Raw genomic sequence first — 17,885 nt, 5'->3', positions numbered from 1 at the left:
TCCTATTTTTTAAATATATTCATCCAACAATTGTGAAAGGTTTTCCTTGAAATTATCAAAGGTAGGATCTTTTACCAACCGATCAACAAATCCTTTTTCTTGAATAATCTTTCCAAGATAATTCCACAACTGAAAAACTTTTGCATTATTTTTCTCAATGGCCACCAGCATGACCAATCGAACCTTATTACCGTCAGTGTCCCAGATCAGCTCATCCTCCAGCAAAATCACTGATACAAAAGTTTCTGCCATTATAGGATTGATCGGATGCGGCAGAGCAATACCATTACCAAAATAACTGCTGCCTAGACCCTCTCTCAAATCCACTGCTTCTCTTAGCTGGAATACTTTATCATTGACTTTGGTGACTGAGCTTGAACAAATCTTGTCCAACACCTCTTTTTTGCTTAAAAATTTCCCATATTGAAAGAGTTGTTCATCAAATAAATTAACGATCTCAAATTTGTCATTAAATCCGTCAATCGCTAGCTTAATTTTGGAATATTCGGCTTCGCTAGGGAAGAAACTAATCAATATGGCACCCATTTGTTCAGTCAGCTCTGTTTGTTCAGTTGTAAAGATGACGTCGTAATCTTCCACGTCGATCGAACCGATTTCATGGGTGTTTAATAAGGTCAAAATCACAATTTCATTTGCAAACCAAGTCGCAAACCGTTGCCTTAACAAGACACTTTCGCTGCGCTTTAGGCTGGTAATAATCAAAATTCGTTTTTTCCCTGAAATGTCATTGTACTTAGCCAGATATTGGTTAAAATAAATCGCCAGATAAGCAATCTCGCCTTCTTGAATTCGTTTATCCACCGTCTCTTGCAGCAGCAAGCACATATAGGCTGCAATGTCGAAGCCTAATGGAAACGACTGCTTGATATGATCCAACAACTGGTTTTCGTTTTGAATATTGTACTCAATCCGGGTCAATAAAGGCATCAGATGCAGAGCTAACGAAATTCGTAAATCAATTTCCTGTGTAAAATCAATGTCAAATTTCTCATTAATTTCCTTTAGAGAATATAGAATAAACGTATTGACCTCTTCAGAGATGTAATCATCGTTCTCGTAGTCGCTTTTGCCTTTGATATAAATGGCTAGATTGACAATTTCTGATTGCGATATCGTGAAGGGAAAGCGTTCAGCTAGTCGGAAAAAGATTTCCTTTGAGACTTCAATTTCCGATTCAAAATCTCCTGTTTGATCGATTTCCCTTGATCCCACATAGAAACCACTCTTCATTCGCTTAATCGCCATCTCAATGTGAACAATCAAGTTCTGAAACAATGTCTCGGAAATGTGAAAATGATGCTTTAATAGAACACTTACTAAAATTTTTTCAATTCCCTGACGAAGCTTGTCGTAGCTGGACAAATTTTCTTGCTCTTGATGAATCCCAATATGACCAAGCTTCAGCAAGCATTTTCGCTTGTTGTACTCCGTGCCGACAATTACGACACCAGCATTTCTTTTTCGTTCAATTACCAGCTGATAGCCTTCCAGTACTTTGTCTGCCTCTTTCAAGTCTGAATTAAGAGTAGATGGAGCAATGAACAACTGGTCCAGCAGAACCTGCCGACTGATGGGCCCTCGCTGGTGCAACAGTAAAACACACAATTTCCGGACACGATCTGACTGATTTTGTTCAACCAGACCGTTGCTTTTATCCAACTCCTCTTGATAGGCAAGCTGGTCATTGATGATCAGCTTGCTCCCTTTAGAAGATACCGAAACGAGCTCTGCATGGTCTTTAGCAGTCAAGTATTCTCGAACACTCTTAATATCCGATTGGATCGTACGCATACTTACATTAAATTTAGTAACAAAGTAATCAGCAGTTAAAAAAGAGGGGCTGTGTTTTTCGAATTCTTTTAAGATTGCTTCTTGGCGCTTATTCAACACGTTGGTTCCCCTCCCTATTTCTTACATTTATTTCCCGTTCACTTCCGCGATAATCGCTTTAACACGCTCTTCCACGTTTATAATGGCGTCTTTTGACAGAGACATGATGTCAAACTCATTATGATTTTGTTCATAGGCTTGACCAAATGTTCGAATGAAGGCTTGTCTAAGATCAGAACCGTAATTTACTTTAATCAGATTCTGTTCCTTGGCTCTTCTAACTTGGTCAAAGGGAATGCCTGATCCGCCGTGTAAGACTAAAGGAACTGATGACAGCTTTGCGATTTCCTCCAACAATGGGAAGTCTAGGTTTGGAGTTAAATCCATACCATGAACATTACCGATGGCAACCGCAAGCAGATCACAATTGGTTCGTTCCACAAACTCTTGGATATCTTCCGGATTTGTTTTATCATCACCTTCTGATACATGATCGTCTTCTTTACCGCTAATCGCTCCCAACTCTGCTTCTACTGGAATACCGTAGAAGTGACAGTATTCAACCGTCCGTTTAACTTCTTCGATGTTTTCTTCAAAAGGCAAATGAGAAGCATCTACCATAATAGAGGTAAAACCAGCCTCGATACAGGCCTTCACATCTTCAAAGCTTTTTCCGTGATCCAAATGCAGGGCTATTGGTGTTGAGCAATCCTGCATAACTGATTTCACCATATCGGCGATGATTTTCGGGCTGGAAAGCTTCAGGTTACTAGAAGAAATAGCAATATATCCGCCCAAACCGGTTGACTGATAGCCTTTAATAATTGCGGCTGTTAATTCGTAGTTTGTCGTATTAAAGGCTGGTAATACTAAGCCTTTCTCCTTGGCATAATCCATTAACTTGTAGCCGTTCACTAATTGCATTGTTTTTCCTTCTTTCTCTCTTGCTGAATCCATCATAGCTTGAAAAAGAAAGCAATAGGGTTGATCTTTTTGCAAGGTATATCCTGCAATCTTTACTTGTTGCAGTAGTTGCTTTGCAGGAATGGTCCTTTGCAGTGAATGGTTTAAGTGATAAGAAAGGCTTTATTTCAAAGCTACCTTTGCCACGGTTTAGGACGATTCTTTGTTTCAATCATGAAGTCTTTTTAGTACTAACGACAAATTGCATGAACCTTCCTGCAATTCTTTGGCTGCTAATATTGCTAAATGTTTAAGCGCGCTCTTTTTTAACTTGCTTTCATTACTTATTACTATTAGTATAACGAATTTGCTAGTGTCATATTGTCCAAATTAAAAAAAACAAAATCCTTCTAGCGAGTAAAAAGAAAAAACTGAACGAATCCTGTTTATCATTTCTGATAAAATGAGATTGTCCAGCTTTATTGTGTGATCCTCTATCCTCAGCTAAAGGAAATATCCTTTATCCTAGGTGATCGGTACTACATTTCTTATACTAAAAATAAGTCTCTCTCGGTAAATTTGGGTAAATAGCTAGTGCAGTAAGCAGCTATCCTTTTAATGATTTTTTGAGATCATTGCCTCAAGCGATTGTATATAGCTCTCTTGAAGCTGTTTTGGGTATTCAATAACTAAATGCTTCCCATAGGAAATCAAATAATGAACCATATAGTCAAGTTCTTCTTGGTTGTATCCTCCTGTTAAATAGGAAACACCTTCGTGCTCCTCCAACAACATATTTGGATAATGATGTTTTAGAAACAATTCTTTTCCAAAAGGACTTAATCGGCAACGAAAAGAAATATCATGAAAGTTTTTTTCATAATACTCTTGGAACGCTCGCAACTCCTGAAGGGTGTGTGTTTGTTCAGCATTTTCGATAATCTTGATTTCTTCCATATAATCGCACCGGTAAGTTCCCCACTGTTTATTTGTCACATCAAGTGCACTGCAAAACCAAATCCCTTCTCGATAGAAAAGCTCTGCAATTTGCAGCAAAACTTCTCTAGTATAATACTGTTTATAAAGCAACTGTATTCTCTTTTCTTCTAAAATCGATTGCATAATAACTGCAAGAGAATCCACATATTTAACCGGAGCAATTCCGTAAAATTTTACAACCTCAAGTAATTTATTGACTTTTGCTTGTTGACTCTTTGGAAGCGTCGCAAGTAATTTTTGACGAATGTGCACATAGGATTTTTCAAAAGGTGTACTGGAAAGTAAGCTCTGGGCATTCAGTGCAAAAAAAATTGCTTGGATCTCTTCATTACTAAAGAATACTGGGGAGAGGAAGGCCTGATTAATAATTTGATAGCCCCCGTATCTTCCCAATTCTGTATAAAAAGGAAGACCTAATTTTTCTAGATCTTCAACATCTCTAAGAGCTGTTCTTCTTGAAATCTGAAATTCCATCATTAAGTCCTTAATCTTAAACTGTTGCTTATCTTTTAGAAAAATTAATTCTTGATTTAGTCGTTCTGATTTTTTCAAGCTGAGCCCTCCAGAGGATTTAATGGTGCCACAATTTGACACCTTATAATGCTAAACTTATTGTACAAAGCAGGAAAGGAAGCCTATCAATGAAGACCTTACTAATTAATGCTCATCCAGATTATACTAATTCTAGTCATTTTTCAAACCAACTACAAAAAAAGTTTGTACAACTTTTTGAAAAAAGATTCCCAATTGAAGAGTTAACGATTTTAACTCTCTATGAATCCGATATTCCGCGAATTGAACATGGAGAATTATTAAGCGTATGGAACAAACAAGCGTCAAACGAAAAATTGTCGGAGTCTGAACTTAAAATTGCGGCACAATCAGCAAAATTATTAGAGCAGTTTAAGGAGCACCATCGCCTTGTGATTGTTACACCGCTGCATAATTTTAATGTGACCTCTCGTATGAAGGACTATCTAGACAACGTGATGATTGCTAGTGAAACATTTAGGTACATTGCTGACCCTCTGGAAAACGGCAAGATGTCTGTCCCTCTGCTAGTTGATGATTATAAAGCTCTCTTGCTTTTTGCGAGTGGTTCAATTTATACACAAGGAGATTTTTATGGAAATGTTGATTTTGCTCCTCACTATCTTAAAATGATGTTTACTGAATTAATGGGATTTTCAACCTTTGCTATTGTTCGAGCGGAAGGTACCTCTATCCTGCCAGTAGATGAGGAAACAATTCTTTCAAAAGCTTTTATTGAAGTAGAAAAGGCTTTTTTAACACTTTATGATGATAAATAGGAAATTTCACTAGAATAATAATTTATCGAATAAGAGAATCCCAGGAATCATTCCTGAGATCTCTTTTTTTACCCAAAATTAGTTGTTGAACGTTACGATTCCCAATTTGGCTCCCTGACCATTTTGTGTGTTCAGGATTACTGAAACCTTCATCAATATTCTCATTTAATTCCACACCAAAGGCATATCTAATTATAGGATTCATGCTGTGCTAACTATATTTCATTAGTTTTTTCCTTAATATTAAATCCTCTTTTTATTCCATTACTCTCTATCTTCAGACAACTTATGAGCACAGTTGGTCGCCATTCATTTCTCTATTAGCATTAAAATTTCCTCATCAACTATTTGTATTTAGAGGAATTTAATAATCATTTCATATACTCAACGAAACGATCATAGTTAACAGGAATCCCATAACTTATTATAACACTTGTAATATTAAGAGGGTGTATTACTTTTTAGGAATATATCCATAACTGAATACAGATATCGCTTTAGCAGCAAGGGTCTATATAATATTTCTATTAAAAAACTAAAGGCTTTACAGCTCTAAAAAATAAGACTACTTGAAAATAAAATAATCATTTGTTAGGTTTAGATAGTGTGAATTCCATAATGAACCAATTCACCTAGATTGATAAAAGTCCTTTGCCAAAATTTATCTTTTATTGAAGTTTGAACTCACGACAACACAGGCTAAAAATTATGCGCCTGAATGAAACAAAATCAAAGTTTGAGTAAGATTGCATATTTCTTTATCCAATCGTCAAATTACTAAGCTGCTTGATGGAACTTAGTAAATAATAATACAGAAAGTATTGATTGATTATCTGTCCGTTTAAACAGCAATCTCAAAACAACAAAACTCATGAATGCGGTTATTTCGGTTAAACAATCGATAGTCGTTGCTAGCCCAGTTGCTGACAAAAAGTATACAAGCTTTCACCATGAAACCAGAATAGGTACTTATTAGCTTGAACAATCTATCAAGTGAAACAATAAATCTTTTTTTCATTGTTAGATTACATGCTATCACGCGCATATCTATTAGAAGAACTGACTAATAGACTTAAAAATAATCAACTAGTGAATTTCAGAGTGTGATTAATCTGCACTTGAAATTTGCGAATTTTTACTAGGAAAAATCAAGATCGGAGAAAGTAAAATGAAATTAAGGTACTTGGAACTCTTTTTAGGATTATCAGATAATAAAAGTTTCACTGAAGCTTCTGAAAAATTGGGCGTTTCTCAACCGTACCTGAGCAGTAAAATACGCCTACTTGAAAATGAATTAGGTACTAAGCTTATCAATCGTAAGCATACCTCGAATTCCTTAACACCTTCTGGAGAAATTGTTAAACGCAGAACAGAGAATATCATTAACGAGATTAATTTAGCCCTTGAAGAAATTAATGACTTAGCTCAACTTAACAATCTTAGTGCACTTGCTATTGGGACAAATATACTTGATGCACCGATGCGTCTATCTGTCATACTTTCAAATTTTCAAAAAAGATACCCTACCGTTAAACTGTCATTTGATTATTATTCAAATATTGATCAAGCAATACAAAATGGAGTGATTGACATTGCCCTCGGATTGTCCTTTGAAAAACATTCCGAAGACATTCTCGTGACCCCCCTCGTTACTGAAGAATATAGTCTATTTGTAAATAAATCTCATCCTCTTACTGCATATACTGTAGTTCAACCTGAGATGATCTTTCACTACCCCATGGTAAAATATGCCCCTCAATTTTGTGAACGTAAATTATTGGACCGATGGGAAAGCAGTATAACCAAAGAACAGAAGGAACTATCAACCTGGGATTTTTCAGCTATCTACTTGATGCTTACTTTAATTGATTCTTCTTCCACGGAAAATGAAGCCCTAGCCATTCTCCCTTTTTCCATAAAAGAGTTTACAGAGGAGTTTAAAAACATTGAAGTTTTGGAAATCGAGAATGCTCCCTGTCGAGAAGTAGTTCTCTTGACCGCACAAAAAAATAAAGATTCTGAATGCTATGCTTATCTGATCAAAAAATTCGAATTAATTTTTTAAAAAGGGCACACCCTTACTTAGAAGATTTGCTGTCAACAGTATGAAAAAAGGAGTTTGAAAATGGAGTTAACTCATATTAATTATTTTCTATGTCTCAGTAAACACAAACAATTTACAGCTGCCGCTGAGTGTTTGGGTATCTCACAGGCTGCACTTAGCAAACAAATAAAAAACCTTGAAAGTGAACTATCAATAAAGCTTTTTGACAGAAATTTGAACTCCTGTGAACTGACAGATGCTGGAAAAATATTAAAAAAGCATGTACTGGCAGTCCATAGAGAATTGGCTTCCATGAAAGAGGAGCTATTAGATATCAATGATCCTACAACCAAATTACCATTAAAAGTTGCAATAAACTTGGATGATTTAGAATACCGAATGAAAACGGCTATATGCCAGCTACTTTTATCTGATCCGCATCAAAATATTAGGGGAGTTGCGACAGCAAATATTTTTGACGCCATTGAAAATTTGACCGCAGACATTGGAATTTCTATTTCTGATTTAGATGCACCTAAGTCTATTACTGAACTTCCTATTACTGAAGAAAATTATGTTTTTATTTATAGCACCACTCATCCACTTAATCAAAAAGAATTCTCTTTAGAGGCGCTCAGACAGTACCCTTATATTAGTTTATCTTCAGATTCGATTGAACAGACTAATTTATCAAATTGGATTGCACAAAATATTGACGAAACAAGTATAATTAATGCGATTCATCTAAACTCAATAGAATTAATACTAGCTATGATAGAACAAACAGAAGGTTTTGCCATTGTCCCAGATTATTTAATTTCAAAGTTTGAGGATCGTTCACTAACCTTTAAAAGATGGCACACATTACCCACCAGAAAGATTTCGATCTATTATTTAAAAAATAAGTATTTGCGTAATAATATAAAAAGAGTGTTGAACTATTTTTTACCTAAATAAAAGCGCTGGCCTGGTCAAGTTTTTACTTGACTAGGCCAGTGCTTTTTAATTGATTATTTTATTTTCCGGCTTACTATAGTTTATCCTCTCCTATTCCTTTTATCATTAATATACCAGATTGAAACTACACAAAGGAGAATGAGCAGGCCAAGTAAAACTAGAACACTTTCATACAAACTACCGGTCCGAGGAAGTTGCGTTACGGCAGTTCTCCCTGATGTTGTCATGATTGGCGTATTCGTTTCTCTGTTTGGCTTCTCTGTTTTTGTAGTTGGTTCATCAAAGTCATACGTGTTCGTAATGTTTGTTCCTTCAATCTTAGTTTCATATCCCTTAACTGGATCTTCTGTCAAGGTATAGTCATATGCTTTACCATCTTTATCAAATTTTGGTAAATTTGTAAAATTATATTTCCACTCTCCGGATTCATCCGGCTTAACTTCTTTAACTACCTTCTCCTTGTTATTTTGATACAAGCGAACGGTAATTGATTTTGGACGAGTCTTGAATTTATCCTCATTATCTTTCCAGAATTTCTGGCCACTAATTTCGGTGACTTCTTTATCGGTATACGTATTGATGATTGTTGTGTCTTCAATTGTCGTCTCATATCCTTTAACTAAGTCTTCTTTCACTGTGTAATTGTACGCGTTACCTTGTTCATCATATTTTGGTAAATCGGTGAAACTGTAGGTCCAATTACCTGACTCATCTGCTTTAATTTCTTTTGTCGCATATTCCTTATCATTTTGGAGTAAACGAACAGTAATTGACTCTGGGCGTGTCTTGAACTTATTATTGTAGTCTTTCCAGATTTTCTCTCCACTAATCTCTGTTGTTTCCTTATTTTTGTACGTATTAGTGATAGCCGTACCTTTAACCTCAGACTCGTATTCTTTAACCGGGTCTTCCTTCACGCTGTAGTTGTAGGCTTCACCTTGTTCATCGTATTTTGGCAAATTGATGAAACTGTAGGCCCAATTACCTGATTCATCTGCTTTAATTTCTTTTGCCGCATATTCCTTATCATTTTGGAGTAAACGAACAGTGATTGACTCTGGTCGTGTCTTGAACTTATTATTGTAGTCTTTCCAGGTTTTCTCTCCACTAATCTCTGTTGTTTCCTTATTTTTGTACGTATTAGTGATAGCCGTACCTTTAACCTCAGACTTGTATTCTTTAACTGGGTCTTCCTTCACGCTGTAGTTGTAGGCTTCACCTTGTTCATCGTATTTTGGCAAATTGATGAAACTGTAGGCCCAGTTACCTGATTCATCTGCTTTAATTTCTTTTGCCGCATATTCCTTATCATTTTGGAGTAAACGAACAGTGATTGACTCTGGTCGTGTTTTAAATTTATTTTCGTAGTCCTTCCAGATTTTCTCTCCACTAATCTCTGTTGTTTCCTTATTTTTGTACGTATTAGTGATAGCCGTACCTTTAACCTCAGACTCGTATTCCTTAACTGGGTCTTCCTTTACGCTGTAGTTGTAGGCTTCACCTTGTTCATCGTATTTTGGCAAATTCGTGAAACTGTAGGCCCAGTTACCTGATTCGTCTGCTTTAATTTCTTTTGTCGCATATTCCTTATCATTTTGGAGTAGACGAACAGTGATTGACTCTGGTCGTGTTTTAAATTTATTTTCGTAGTCCTTCCAGATTTTCTTTCCACTAATTTCGGTGGTCTCTTTATTTTCGTACGTATTAATAATCGTTGTGCCATCAACTTTAGTTTTATAATTTTTAACTGGATCTTCCTTAACGCTGTAGCTGTAAGCTTCACCTTTTCCATCATATTTCGGTAAATTAACAAAATGATATCTCCAATTATCAGCAGCTTTTACTTCTTGCTTCTTAAACTCTTTACCATTTTGATACAAACGAATCTTGATTGACTCTGTACGGGTCTCAAATTTGTTCTTATAATCTTTCCAGATTTTTTGTCCACTAATTTCGGTCGTTTCATTATTTTCATACGTATTAGTAATGGTTGTACCTTCAACCTTCGTTTGGTAATCCTTAACTAGATCTTCTTTCACTGTGTAGTTGTATGCTTCACCCTTGTCATCGTATTTTGGCAAGTTCGTGAAACTGTACGTCCAATTACCTGTTTTATCCGCTTGAACTTCTTTTGCATCAAACTCTTTGTCATTTTGATACAGGTGAATCTTAATTGATACTGGACGGGTTTTGAATTTATTATCGTAATCCTTCCAGATTTTCTTCCCATTAATTTCGGTGGTCTCTTTGTTCTCATACGTATTAGTAATATTGTTGCCTTCGACCTTCGTTTGGTAATTCTTAACCGGATCTTCTTTCACTGTGTAGTTGTATGCTTCGCCCTTGTCATCATATTTTGGCAAGTTCGTGAAACTGTACGTCCAATTACCTGACTTATCCGCTTGAATTTCTTTGGAATCAAATTCTTTGTCATTTTGGTAAAGGTGGATATTGATTGTTCTTGGACGGGTTTTGAACTTATTATCGTAATCCTTCCAGATTTTCTTCCCACTAATTTCGGTGGTCTCTTTATTTTCATACGTATTAATGATCGTAGTCCCATCAACTTTAGTTTTATAATCCTTCACTGGATCTTCTTTTACTGTGTAGTTGTAGGCCTCACCCTTGTCATCATATTTTGGCAAGTTTGTGAAACTGTACGTCCAATTACCTATTCTATCCGCTTGAACTTTCTTTGCATCGAATTCTTTATCATTTTGATAAAGGTGAATATTGATTGACGCTGGACGGGTGTTGAATTTGTTGTCGTAGTCCTTCCAGATTTTCTTCCCACTAATTTCTGTAAACTCTTTATTTTCATACGTATTAGTAATGGTTGTGCCTTCAACCTTCGCTTGGTAATCCTTCACAGGGTCTTCTTTTACTGTGTAGTTGTAGGCCTCGCCCTTGGCATCGTATTTTGGCAAGTTTGTGAAACTATACGACCAATTACCTGTTTTATCTGCTTGAACTTTTTTTGCATCAAATTCTTTATCATTTTGATAAAGGTGAATATTGATTGACGCTGGACGGGTGTTGAATTTGTTGTCATAGTCCTTCCAGATTTTCTTCCCACTAATTTCTGTGGTCTCTTTGTTCTCGTACGTATTAGTGATATTGTTGCCTTCAACCTTCGTTTGGTAATCCTTCACAGGGTCTTCTTTTACTGTGTAGTTGTAGGCCTCACCCTTGTCATCATATTTTGGCAAGTTTGTGAAACTGTAGGCCCAATTACCTGTTTTATCCGCTTGAACTTCTTTTGTATCGTACTCTCTATCATTTTGGAACAAGCGTACAGTAATCGCCTCTGGACGAGTGTTGAATTTATTATCATTATCTTTCCAAATCTTTTGTCCATTAATTTCCGTTGTTTCTTTGTTTTCATGGGTATTAATAATGGTTGTGCCTTCAACCTTCGTTTGGTAATCTTTCACAGGATCTTCTTTCACTGTATAGTTGTAGGCCTCACCTTTGGCATCGTATTTTGGCAAGTCTGTAAAACTATACGTCCAATTACCTGTTTTGTCCGCTTGAACTTCTTTTGCATCAAACTCTTTGTCATTTTGATACAGGTGGATCTTAATTGATACTGGACGAGTGTTGAATTTGTTGTCGTAGTCCTTCCAGATTTTCTTCCCACTAATTTCGGTGGTCTCTTTGTTTTCATACGTATTAGTGATGTTGTTGCCCTCAACCTTTGTTTCGTAATCCTTCACGGGATCTTCTTTCACTGTGTAGTTGTAAGCATCACCTTTGGCATCGTATTTTGGCAAATTCATGAAACTGTAGGCCCAATTACCTGTTTTATCTGCTTGAACTTTTTTTGAAGCAAATTCTTTATCATTTTGATAAAGGTGAATATTGATTGATACCGGACGAGTGTTGAATTTATTATCATTATCTTTCCAAATCTTTTGTCCACTAATTTCGGTAGTCTCTTTGTTTTCATACGTGTTAGTGATGTTGTTGCCTTCAACCTTTGTTTCGTAATCCTTCACGGGATCTTCTTTCACTGTGTAGTTGTATGCTTCGCCCTTGTCATCGTATTTTGGCAAGTTCGTGAAACTGTAGGCCCAATTACCTGTTTTATCTGCTTGAACTTTTTTTGTATCAAATTCTTTGTCATTTTGATAAAGGTGAATATTAATTGATACCGGACGAGTATTGAATTTATTATCATTATCTTTCCAAATCTTTTGTCCACTAATTTCGGTGGTCTCTTTGTTCTCATAAGTGTTAGTGATGTTGTTGCCTTCAACCTTCGTTTCGTAATCCTTAACCGGATCTTCTTTCACTGTGTAGTTGTAAGCATCACCTTTGGCATCGTATTTTGGTAAGCTAGTGAAGCTATACGTCCAATTACCTGTTTTATCTGCTTGAACTTTTTTTGTATCAAATTCTTTGTCATTTTGATAAAGGTGAATAGTAATTGATACCGGACGAGTGTTTAATTTATTATCATTATCTTTCCAAATCTTTTGTCCACTAATTTCGGTGGTCTCTTTGTTCTCATACGTATTAGTGATATTGTTGCCTTCAACCTTCGTTTCGTAATCCTTAACGGGATCTTCTTTCACTGTGTAGTTGTAAGCATCACCTTTGGCATCATATTTTGGTAAGCTAGTGAAGCTATACGTCCAATTACCTGTTTTGTCCGCTTGAACTTCTTTCGCATCAAACTCTTTGTCATTTTGATAAAGATGGATCTTAATTGATACCGGACGAGTGTTGAATTTATTATCATTATCTTTCCAAATCTTTTGTCCACTAATTTCGGTGGTTTCTTTATTTTCATACGTGTTAGTGATGTTATTGCCTTCAACCTTCGTTTCGTAATCCTTAACTGGATCTTCTTTCACCGTATAGTTATAGGCCTTACCTTCGGCATCGTATTTGGGCAAGTTAATGAAGCTATACGTCCAATTACCTGCTGCATCAGCAATAACGTTTTGCCGAGCGTATTCTTTCCCGCTTTGATATAGGCGAATAGTAATTGATCTTGGACGTTTGTTGAATTTATTATTACTATCTTTCCAAATCTTTTGTCCACTAATTTCGGTAGTTTCTTTATTTTCATACGTATTGGTGATATTCGTGCCTTCAACTTTCGTTTCATAATCCTTAACTGGATCTTCTTTCACTGTATAGTTGTAAGCATCACCTTTGGCATCATATTTTGGTAAGCTAGTGAAGCTATACGTCCAATTACCTGTTTTGTCCGCTTGAACTTTTTTTACATCAAACTCTTTGTCATTTTGATAAAGATGAATCTTAATTGATACCGGACGAGTGTTGAATTTATTATCATTATCTTTCCAAATCTTTTGTCCACTAATTTCGGTAGTCTCTTTGTTTTCATACGTGTTAGTGATGTTGTTGCCTTCAACCTTCGTTTCGTAATCCTTAACTGGATCTTCTTTCACCGTATAATTGTACGCATCACCTTTGGCATCGTATTTTGGTAAGTTCATGAAACTGTAGGTCCAATTACCTGTTCTGTCCGCTTGAACTTCTTTCGCATCAAATTCTTTGCCATTTTGATAAAGGTGGATCTTGATTGATACTGGACGGGTTTTGAGTTTATTATCATTATCCTTCCAAATCTTTTGTCCACTAATTTCGGTAGTCTCTTTATTTTCATACGTGTTAGTGATGTTATTGCCTTCAACCTTTGTTTTGTAATCCTTAACTGGATCTTCTTTCACCGTATAGTTATAGGCCTTACCTTCGGCATCGTATTTGGGCAAGTTCGTGAAGCTATACGTCCAATTACCTGTTGCATCAGCAATAACGTTTTGTCGAGCGTATTCCTTCCCGCCTTGATATAGGCGAATAGTAATTGACCTTGGACGTTTGTTGAATTTATTATTACTATCTTTCCAAATCTTTTGCCCACTGATTTCGGTAGTTTCTTTATTTTCATACGTATTGGTGATATTCGTGCCTTCAACCTTTGTTTCATAATTCTTAACTGGATCTTCTTTTACTGTATAGTTATAAGCCTCGCCGTTAGCATCGTATTTGGGCAAGTTAGTAAAGCTGTAGGTCCAATTACCTGTTTTATCCGCTTGAACTTCTTTCGCATCGTACTCTATGTCATTTTGATACAGGTGGATCTTGATTGATACTGGACGAGTGTTTAATTTATTATCATTATCCTTCCAAATCTTTTGTCCACTAATTTCGGTGGTCTCTTTGTTTTCATACGTATTAGTAATCGTGGTTCCATCAATTTTTGTTTTGTAATCCTTAATAGGATCTTCCTTTACCGTATAATTATAGGCAGCACCTTTTTCATCGAGCTTCGGCAAATTGGTGAAAGCATAGTTCCAATTACCACTTGCATCAGCAATAACATTTTGCTGCGCATATTCTTTGCCATTTTGATACAAGCGAACAGTAATTGATCTTGGACGCGTATTTAATTTATTATCATTATCTTTCCAAATCTTTTATCCACGGACTTCAGTAGGCTTATTCGTTTGCTTTTCATTTTCTACAAGTCGTTGGATGACTTTGTTATCTTTACTGGCCGTTACCTCAATAATGACTCCTTTAGCAAACTCTGGACTTATTTCGTATCCTTCAGGTGCCCTTTCTTCTACTAATAGATAGTTCCCTTTGGTCAAATAAGAGAAAAGAGCCATTCCACCTTCCTCAGTGGAGGTTACTCGTTCAACAATTTTATCTGGGTCCTTTTTTTCTCCACGATACAAGGTGAAAATAGCACCTTTTAGCGGTGTCTGAGTGCCTTTTATCACTTTATAGACCTGCAGCTCCTCAGTCGTACCTCTAATAATTCCCATACTTTTTGGAATAATCACTGGCACAGTAACTTCTTTGGGGCGGTCAACTATTACAAAATCACTCCCTGAAATCCTTACCCCATTGCTGACATGAGTTGTTTGTCCTGGAACATCATTCTTTGAATAAATCACTTCTGCATCATAGGTCAATTCAAGTGCTTCTGTTAAATCATTTTTCAATTGAATATGAAAGCTGCGTTCTGTATGTTCAAACGTATAATCACTGCCAGCTTTCAATGCCTTTCCCTTATCTTTTCCTGAAGCATAAACTAGTTTGAGTGTATCAAGTTTGGCCCTATTATTGACCCAATGATAATCATCAATCACCACGTTTTTCAGGTGAAACCTACTTTCATTAATTGAAACTTTCCAGTTAATGATATTAGGATCTTTGGGGCTGACTTCGCCCTGCTTTTTAACCAGTGCATTTTGATCATTATTTATTTCAACGCTACCTTCAACAGCTGTACGAGGTGTATTTTCGTCTTGATAATACGCAATATTTTTTACTTGTTTGGTTAGGATATCTTCCTTATTCTTCAACACTGTACGGAAGACTAATTGGAATGGATGAGTATTGCCTACAGCAAACGTTGCCTGAGTTTTATTCCCGACTCTATCATAGCTGGCCTGAGCATTATCTGTAGGTTCATACTCTGTATTTTGGAATTTTTGCTCTAAAACTTTAACAGAACCTTCGACATAGGTTTGATCATCAGGGATTGGATCTTCCAAAATATTTTGCTTATTGATCGGATGATGGTCACTATTAATTCCAACGAACCATTCTATTTCTCCCGATTCTGGATGGTAAACACCATGCTTATGAGCACTGATTTTAACCTTTTGCCGGTAAAATTTTTTCGAAGTAAAATCTTGTTTTTCTTGACCTTTCTGTACATAATGATACCAACACTTGTTCTCTTGTTCAGTATTATCATCAAAATGTGATTTATAGGTAATTACAAATCTGTGATTGGTTTGTTCTGCTGAAAGATAACGTATATTGAATCCTTTTATTTTTCCATTTGCTTGATTCAGCTCTATTGAGTAGTCTACATTTTCTGTCAATTGTCTATTCGCAGTTACATCCTTGACTATAATTGAGTGATCTATCATATAACCGCTGCTCAATTCGTCGCTAACAGTCCATGTGTTAAAATCGCTATTATTTTTATTTACATCAATTGTCCAATCCAACTCATTGCTTTTTTGATCCCAATGATACTCTTTTGAGAACTCTGACTTGGTCATTTCTTCACCAGTTCCTGGGATTACTTTGTCAATCGTTTTCTGATTTTTACCATGATAGATGGTATTAAAAATTGTTGTATCTCCAGCCCCTCGACTCTCTACTTTCATCTTGTAAGTAACAATAATCGGCTGGTCAATATCTTGATTAAATTGTAGTGTAAAACCACGATCCTCTTCTTTTATTTCATAAGGAACCTGTGGTGAAACTCTTAAACTGCTGGGAATGAAACGCTGCTGATCACTAGGAACATCTTTAAAATAAGCTTGATCCCTAGGGATATGTCTGCCTTTTGGATTAAAAATGACTTCCCAGCTGACTTCGCCAGTGTCCTCATTAAAATCCCCCGCCTTTTTAGTGATATCCATGTGTTCTTCCAAAGATGCGGCAGCTGTGGCAACCTCATCCGCACGATTGCTTCCGCTTAGGGTAATTTTATTTGTGATAGCACCTTGACCTTCAAAGCTAATCGGTGTAGTAATGTACAATACATAAGAATCTTCTATACTGGCAGGAAAATAAGCAGTACCAGAATCATCGAATGCGATCATTCCTGTCACCGGCTCAAGTTCAGTAATCCTCCCGTCAAAATCTACACTAGCTTTGCTCATTTTCGTAATGTTGTATTGTGAGGCTACACGTTTTCCTTCATTATTTGTCGTTTCTTCTGTTAGTTTAGGATTATGGACCAAATTCCTATTGGGATTAATAAGAACTTTCCAATCAATCACTGGCGTCCCATCTGCAGCATAACTAGTATTCACATACTCTTTTTGAATAAATGAATCAATACGAGTATTTACGAATATTTCATTGCCTTCTGTATTCGTTGACCAAGGAATTCGGATAATATTCTTACCTGGTACGATGATCTTACGTTCATCCATTGTTACTGAAAACCTTAATCTACCCTCAACATTATCATGCTTTTGTACCTCAGAATTAAAAGTCATCATTGCCCTGCCTGATGCATCTGAGTTGTAACTCCCATAAACCAGTCCGTTGTCAGGATCTTTTAATTCTCCACTTTGTCCCCCAGCAAGTATTAAATCCGGTGGTAAGTTAAAGTTAAAATAGTCCCCATCCTGCATTTCTTTGCCTAGTGTATCTGGAATTGAGAATTCATAATCTACCTGAAACGTATCCCCCTTTCTTAATGGATTTGATTCAGAAACTACTTTTCCATTCAATGTGAGTAAAACATCTGTAAAAATAGTCTTGTTTCCGCTGCTATCTCTAGGAAGCTGTTCTGAGGAAGGTAAGGTAATCAATTCTCTACCCATACCTTCTGCATACACTGGCTGCATTAATATTGTTCCAAAACCATTGAACAAAATATTGAAGACAGCTAGTATTGTTATTACTATTCTATTTTTCGCTTTCATAGTATCCCCTTTCGATTATTATATTTTGAGTTTTTACACTCACTCTCTCAATTTTAAGTATTCCAATTCTTTTTCCTATACACAGTTCCTCACCACGTTATAACCAAATGAATACCTTTATTTACTGGCAGAATCTTCGGACAAAAAATAGACCGATCAACTTCCTAAGAAGATCGGTCTAACTGACAAAAAAACTGATATGGTGATAGCATTCCTTCACATTATTTTTTTGGGGTTTGCGATTAAATTCCTCTCTCTCTACTAGCAATTTTTCAATAAATATTTTATCTGTGTCTCATCATTTTTAGGGACCATTGGACAGTCCCAAAGCATTAAGTGATCCAACCATCAAATTCCCTTTTTTGTAATTCATTCTCT

The 17,885-nt window shown here is 36.1% G+C and carries 8 protein-coding genes; 3 read left to right on the top strand and 5 right to left on the bottom strand.

What is annotated here, in order from left to right; genetic code table 11:
* Window positions 1–9: 9 nt before the first annotated feature.
* From IGI46_RS06205 to IGI46_RS06195, 3 genes are all read right to left on the bottom strand, one after another.
* Window positions 10–1,911 (bottom strand): PRD domain-containing protein, encoded by a 1,902-nt coding sequence (locus tag IGI46_RS06205; RefSeq protein ID WP_207700569.1) that lies wholly within the window; start codon window positions 1,909–1,911, stop codon window positions 10–12.
* 27 nt (window positions 1,912–1,938) lie between these two features.
* Window positions 1,939–2,775: a class II aldolase gene (locus tag IGI46_RS06200; RefSeq protein WP_429973949.1), complete on the bottom strand. Its 837-nt coding sequence runs from the start codon at window positions 2,773–2,775 to the stop codon at window positions 1,939–1,941.
* A gap of 594 nt (window positions 2,776–3,369) precedes the next feature.
* Window positions 3,370–4,305, bottom strand: coding sequence for a helix-turn-helix transcriptional regulator (locus IGI46_RS06195; protein ID WP_429962482.1), 936 nt, complete (start codon window positions 4,303–4,305; stop codon window positions 3,370–3,372).
* An 89-nt stretch (window positions 4,306–4,394) separates the two neighbouring features.
* Here IGI46_RS06195 and IGI46_RS06190 point away from each other — a divergent pair, with 89 nt between their 5' ends.
* The 3 genes from IGI46_RS06190 to IGI46_RS06180 all read left to right on the top strand — a co-directional run bounded on the left by IGI46_RS06190 (window position 4,395) and on the right by IGI46_RS06180 (window position 8,064).
* Complete coding sequence (locus IGI46_RS06190; RefSeq protein ID WP_429962481.1) at window positions 4,395–5,063, top strand: FMN-dependent NADH-azoreductase; 669 nt, start codon at window positions 4,395–4,397, stop codon at window positions 5,061–5,063.
* A gap of 1,168 nt (window positions 5,064–6,231) precedes the next feature.
* Window positions 6,232–7,128: a LysR family transcriptional regulator gene (locus IGI46_RS06185; RefSeq protein WP_429962480.1), complete on the top strand. Its 897-nt coding sequence runs from the start codon at window positions 6,232–6,234 to the stop codon at window positions 7,126–7,128.
* A 60-nt stretch (window positions 7,129–7,188) separates the two neighbouring features.
* A complete protein-coding gene (locus IGI46_RS06180) occupies window positions 7,189–8,064 on the top strand; it encodes a LysR family transcriptional regulator (protein WP_429962479.1) in 876 nt (291 codons plus the stop codon).
* 80 nt (window positions 8,065–8,144) lie between these two features.
* Here IGI46_RS06180 and IGI46_RS06175 read toward each other — a convergent pair whose 3' ends face one another.
* Together IGI46_RS06175 and IGI46_RS06170 are read right to left on the bottom strand one after the other, a co-directional pair.
* Window positions 8,145–14,513, bottom strand: coding sequence for a Cna B-type domain-containing protein (locus IGI46_RS06175; protein ID WP_429973948.1), 6,369 nt, complete (start codon window positions 14,511–14,513; stop codon window positions 8,145–8,147).
* A 3-nt stretch (window positions 14,514–14,516) separates the two neighbouring features.
* Window positions 14,517–17,507: a collagen binding domain-containing protein gene (locus tag IGI46_RS06170; RefSeq protein ID WP_429973125.1), complete on the bottom strand. Its 2,991-nt coding sequence runs from the start codon at window positions 17,505–17,507 to the stop codon at window positions 14,517–14,519.
* Window positions 17,508–17,885: the final 378 nt, after the last annotated feature.

This window comes from Enterococcus sp. AZ163 (assembly GCF_050498925.1).
GTDB classification, from domain to species: Bacteria; Bacillota; Bacilli; order Lactobacillales; family Enterococcaceae; genus Enterococcus_A; species Enterococcus_A ferrettii.
This window is presented reverse-complemented; position numbering and strand designations above follow the sequence as displayed.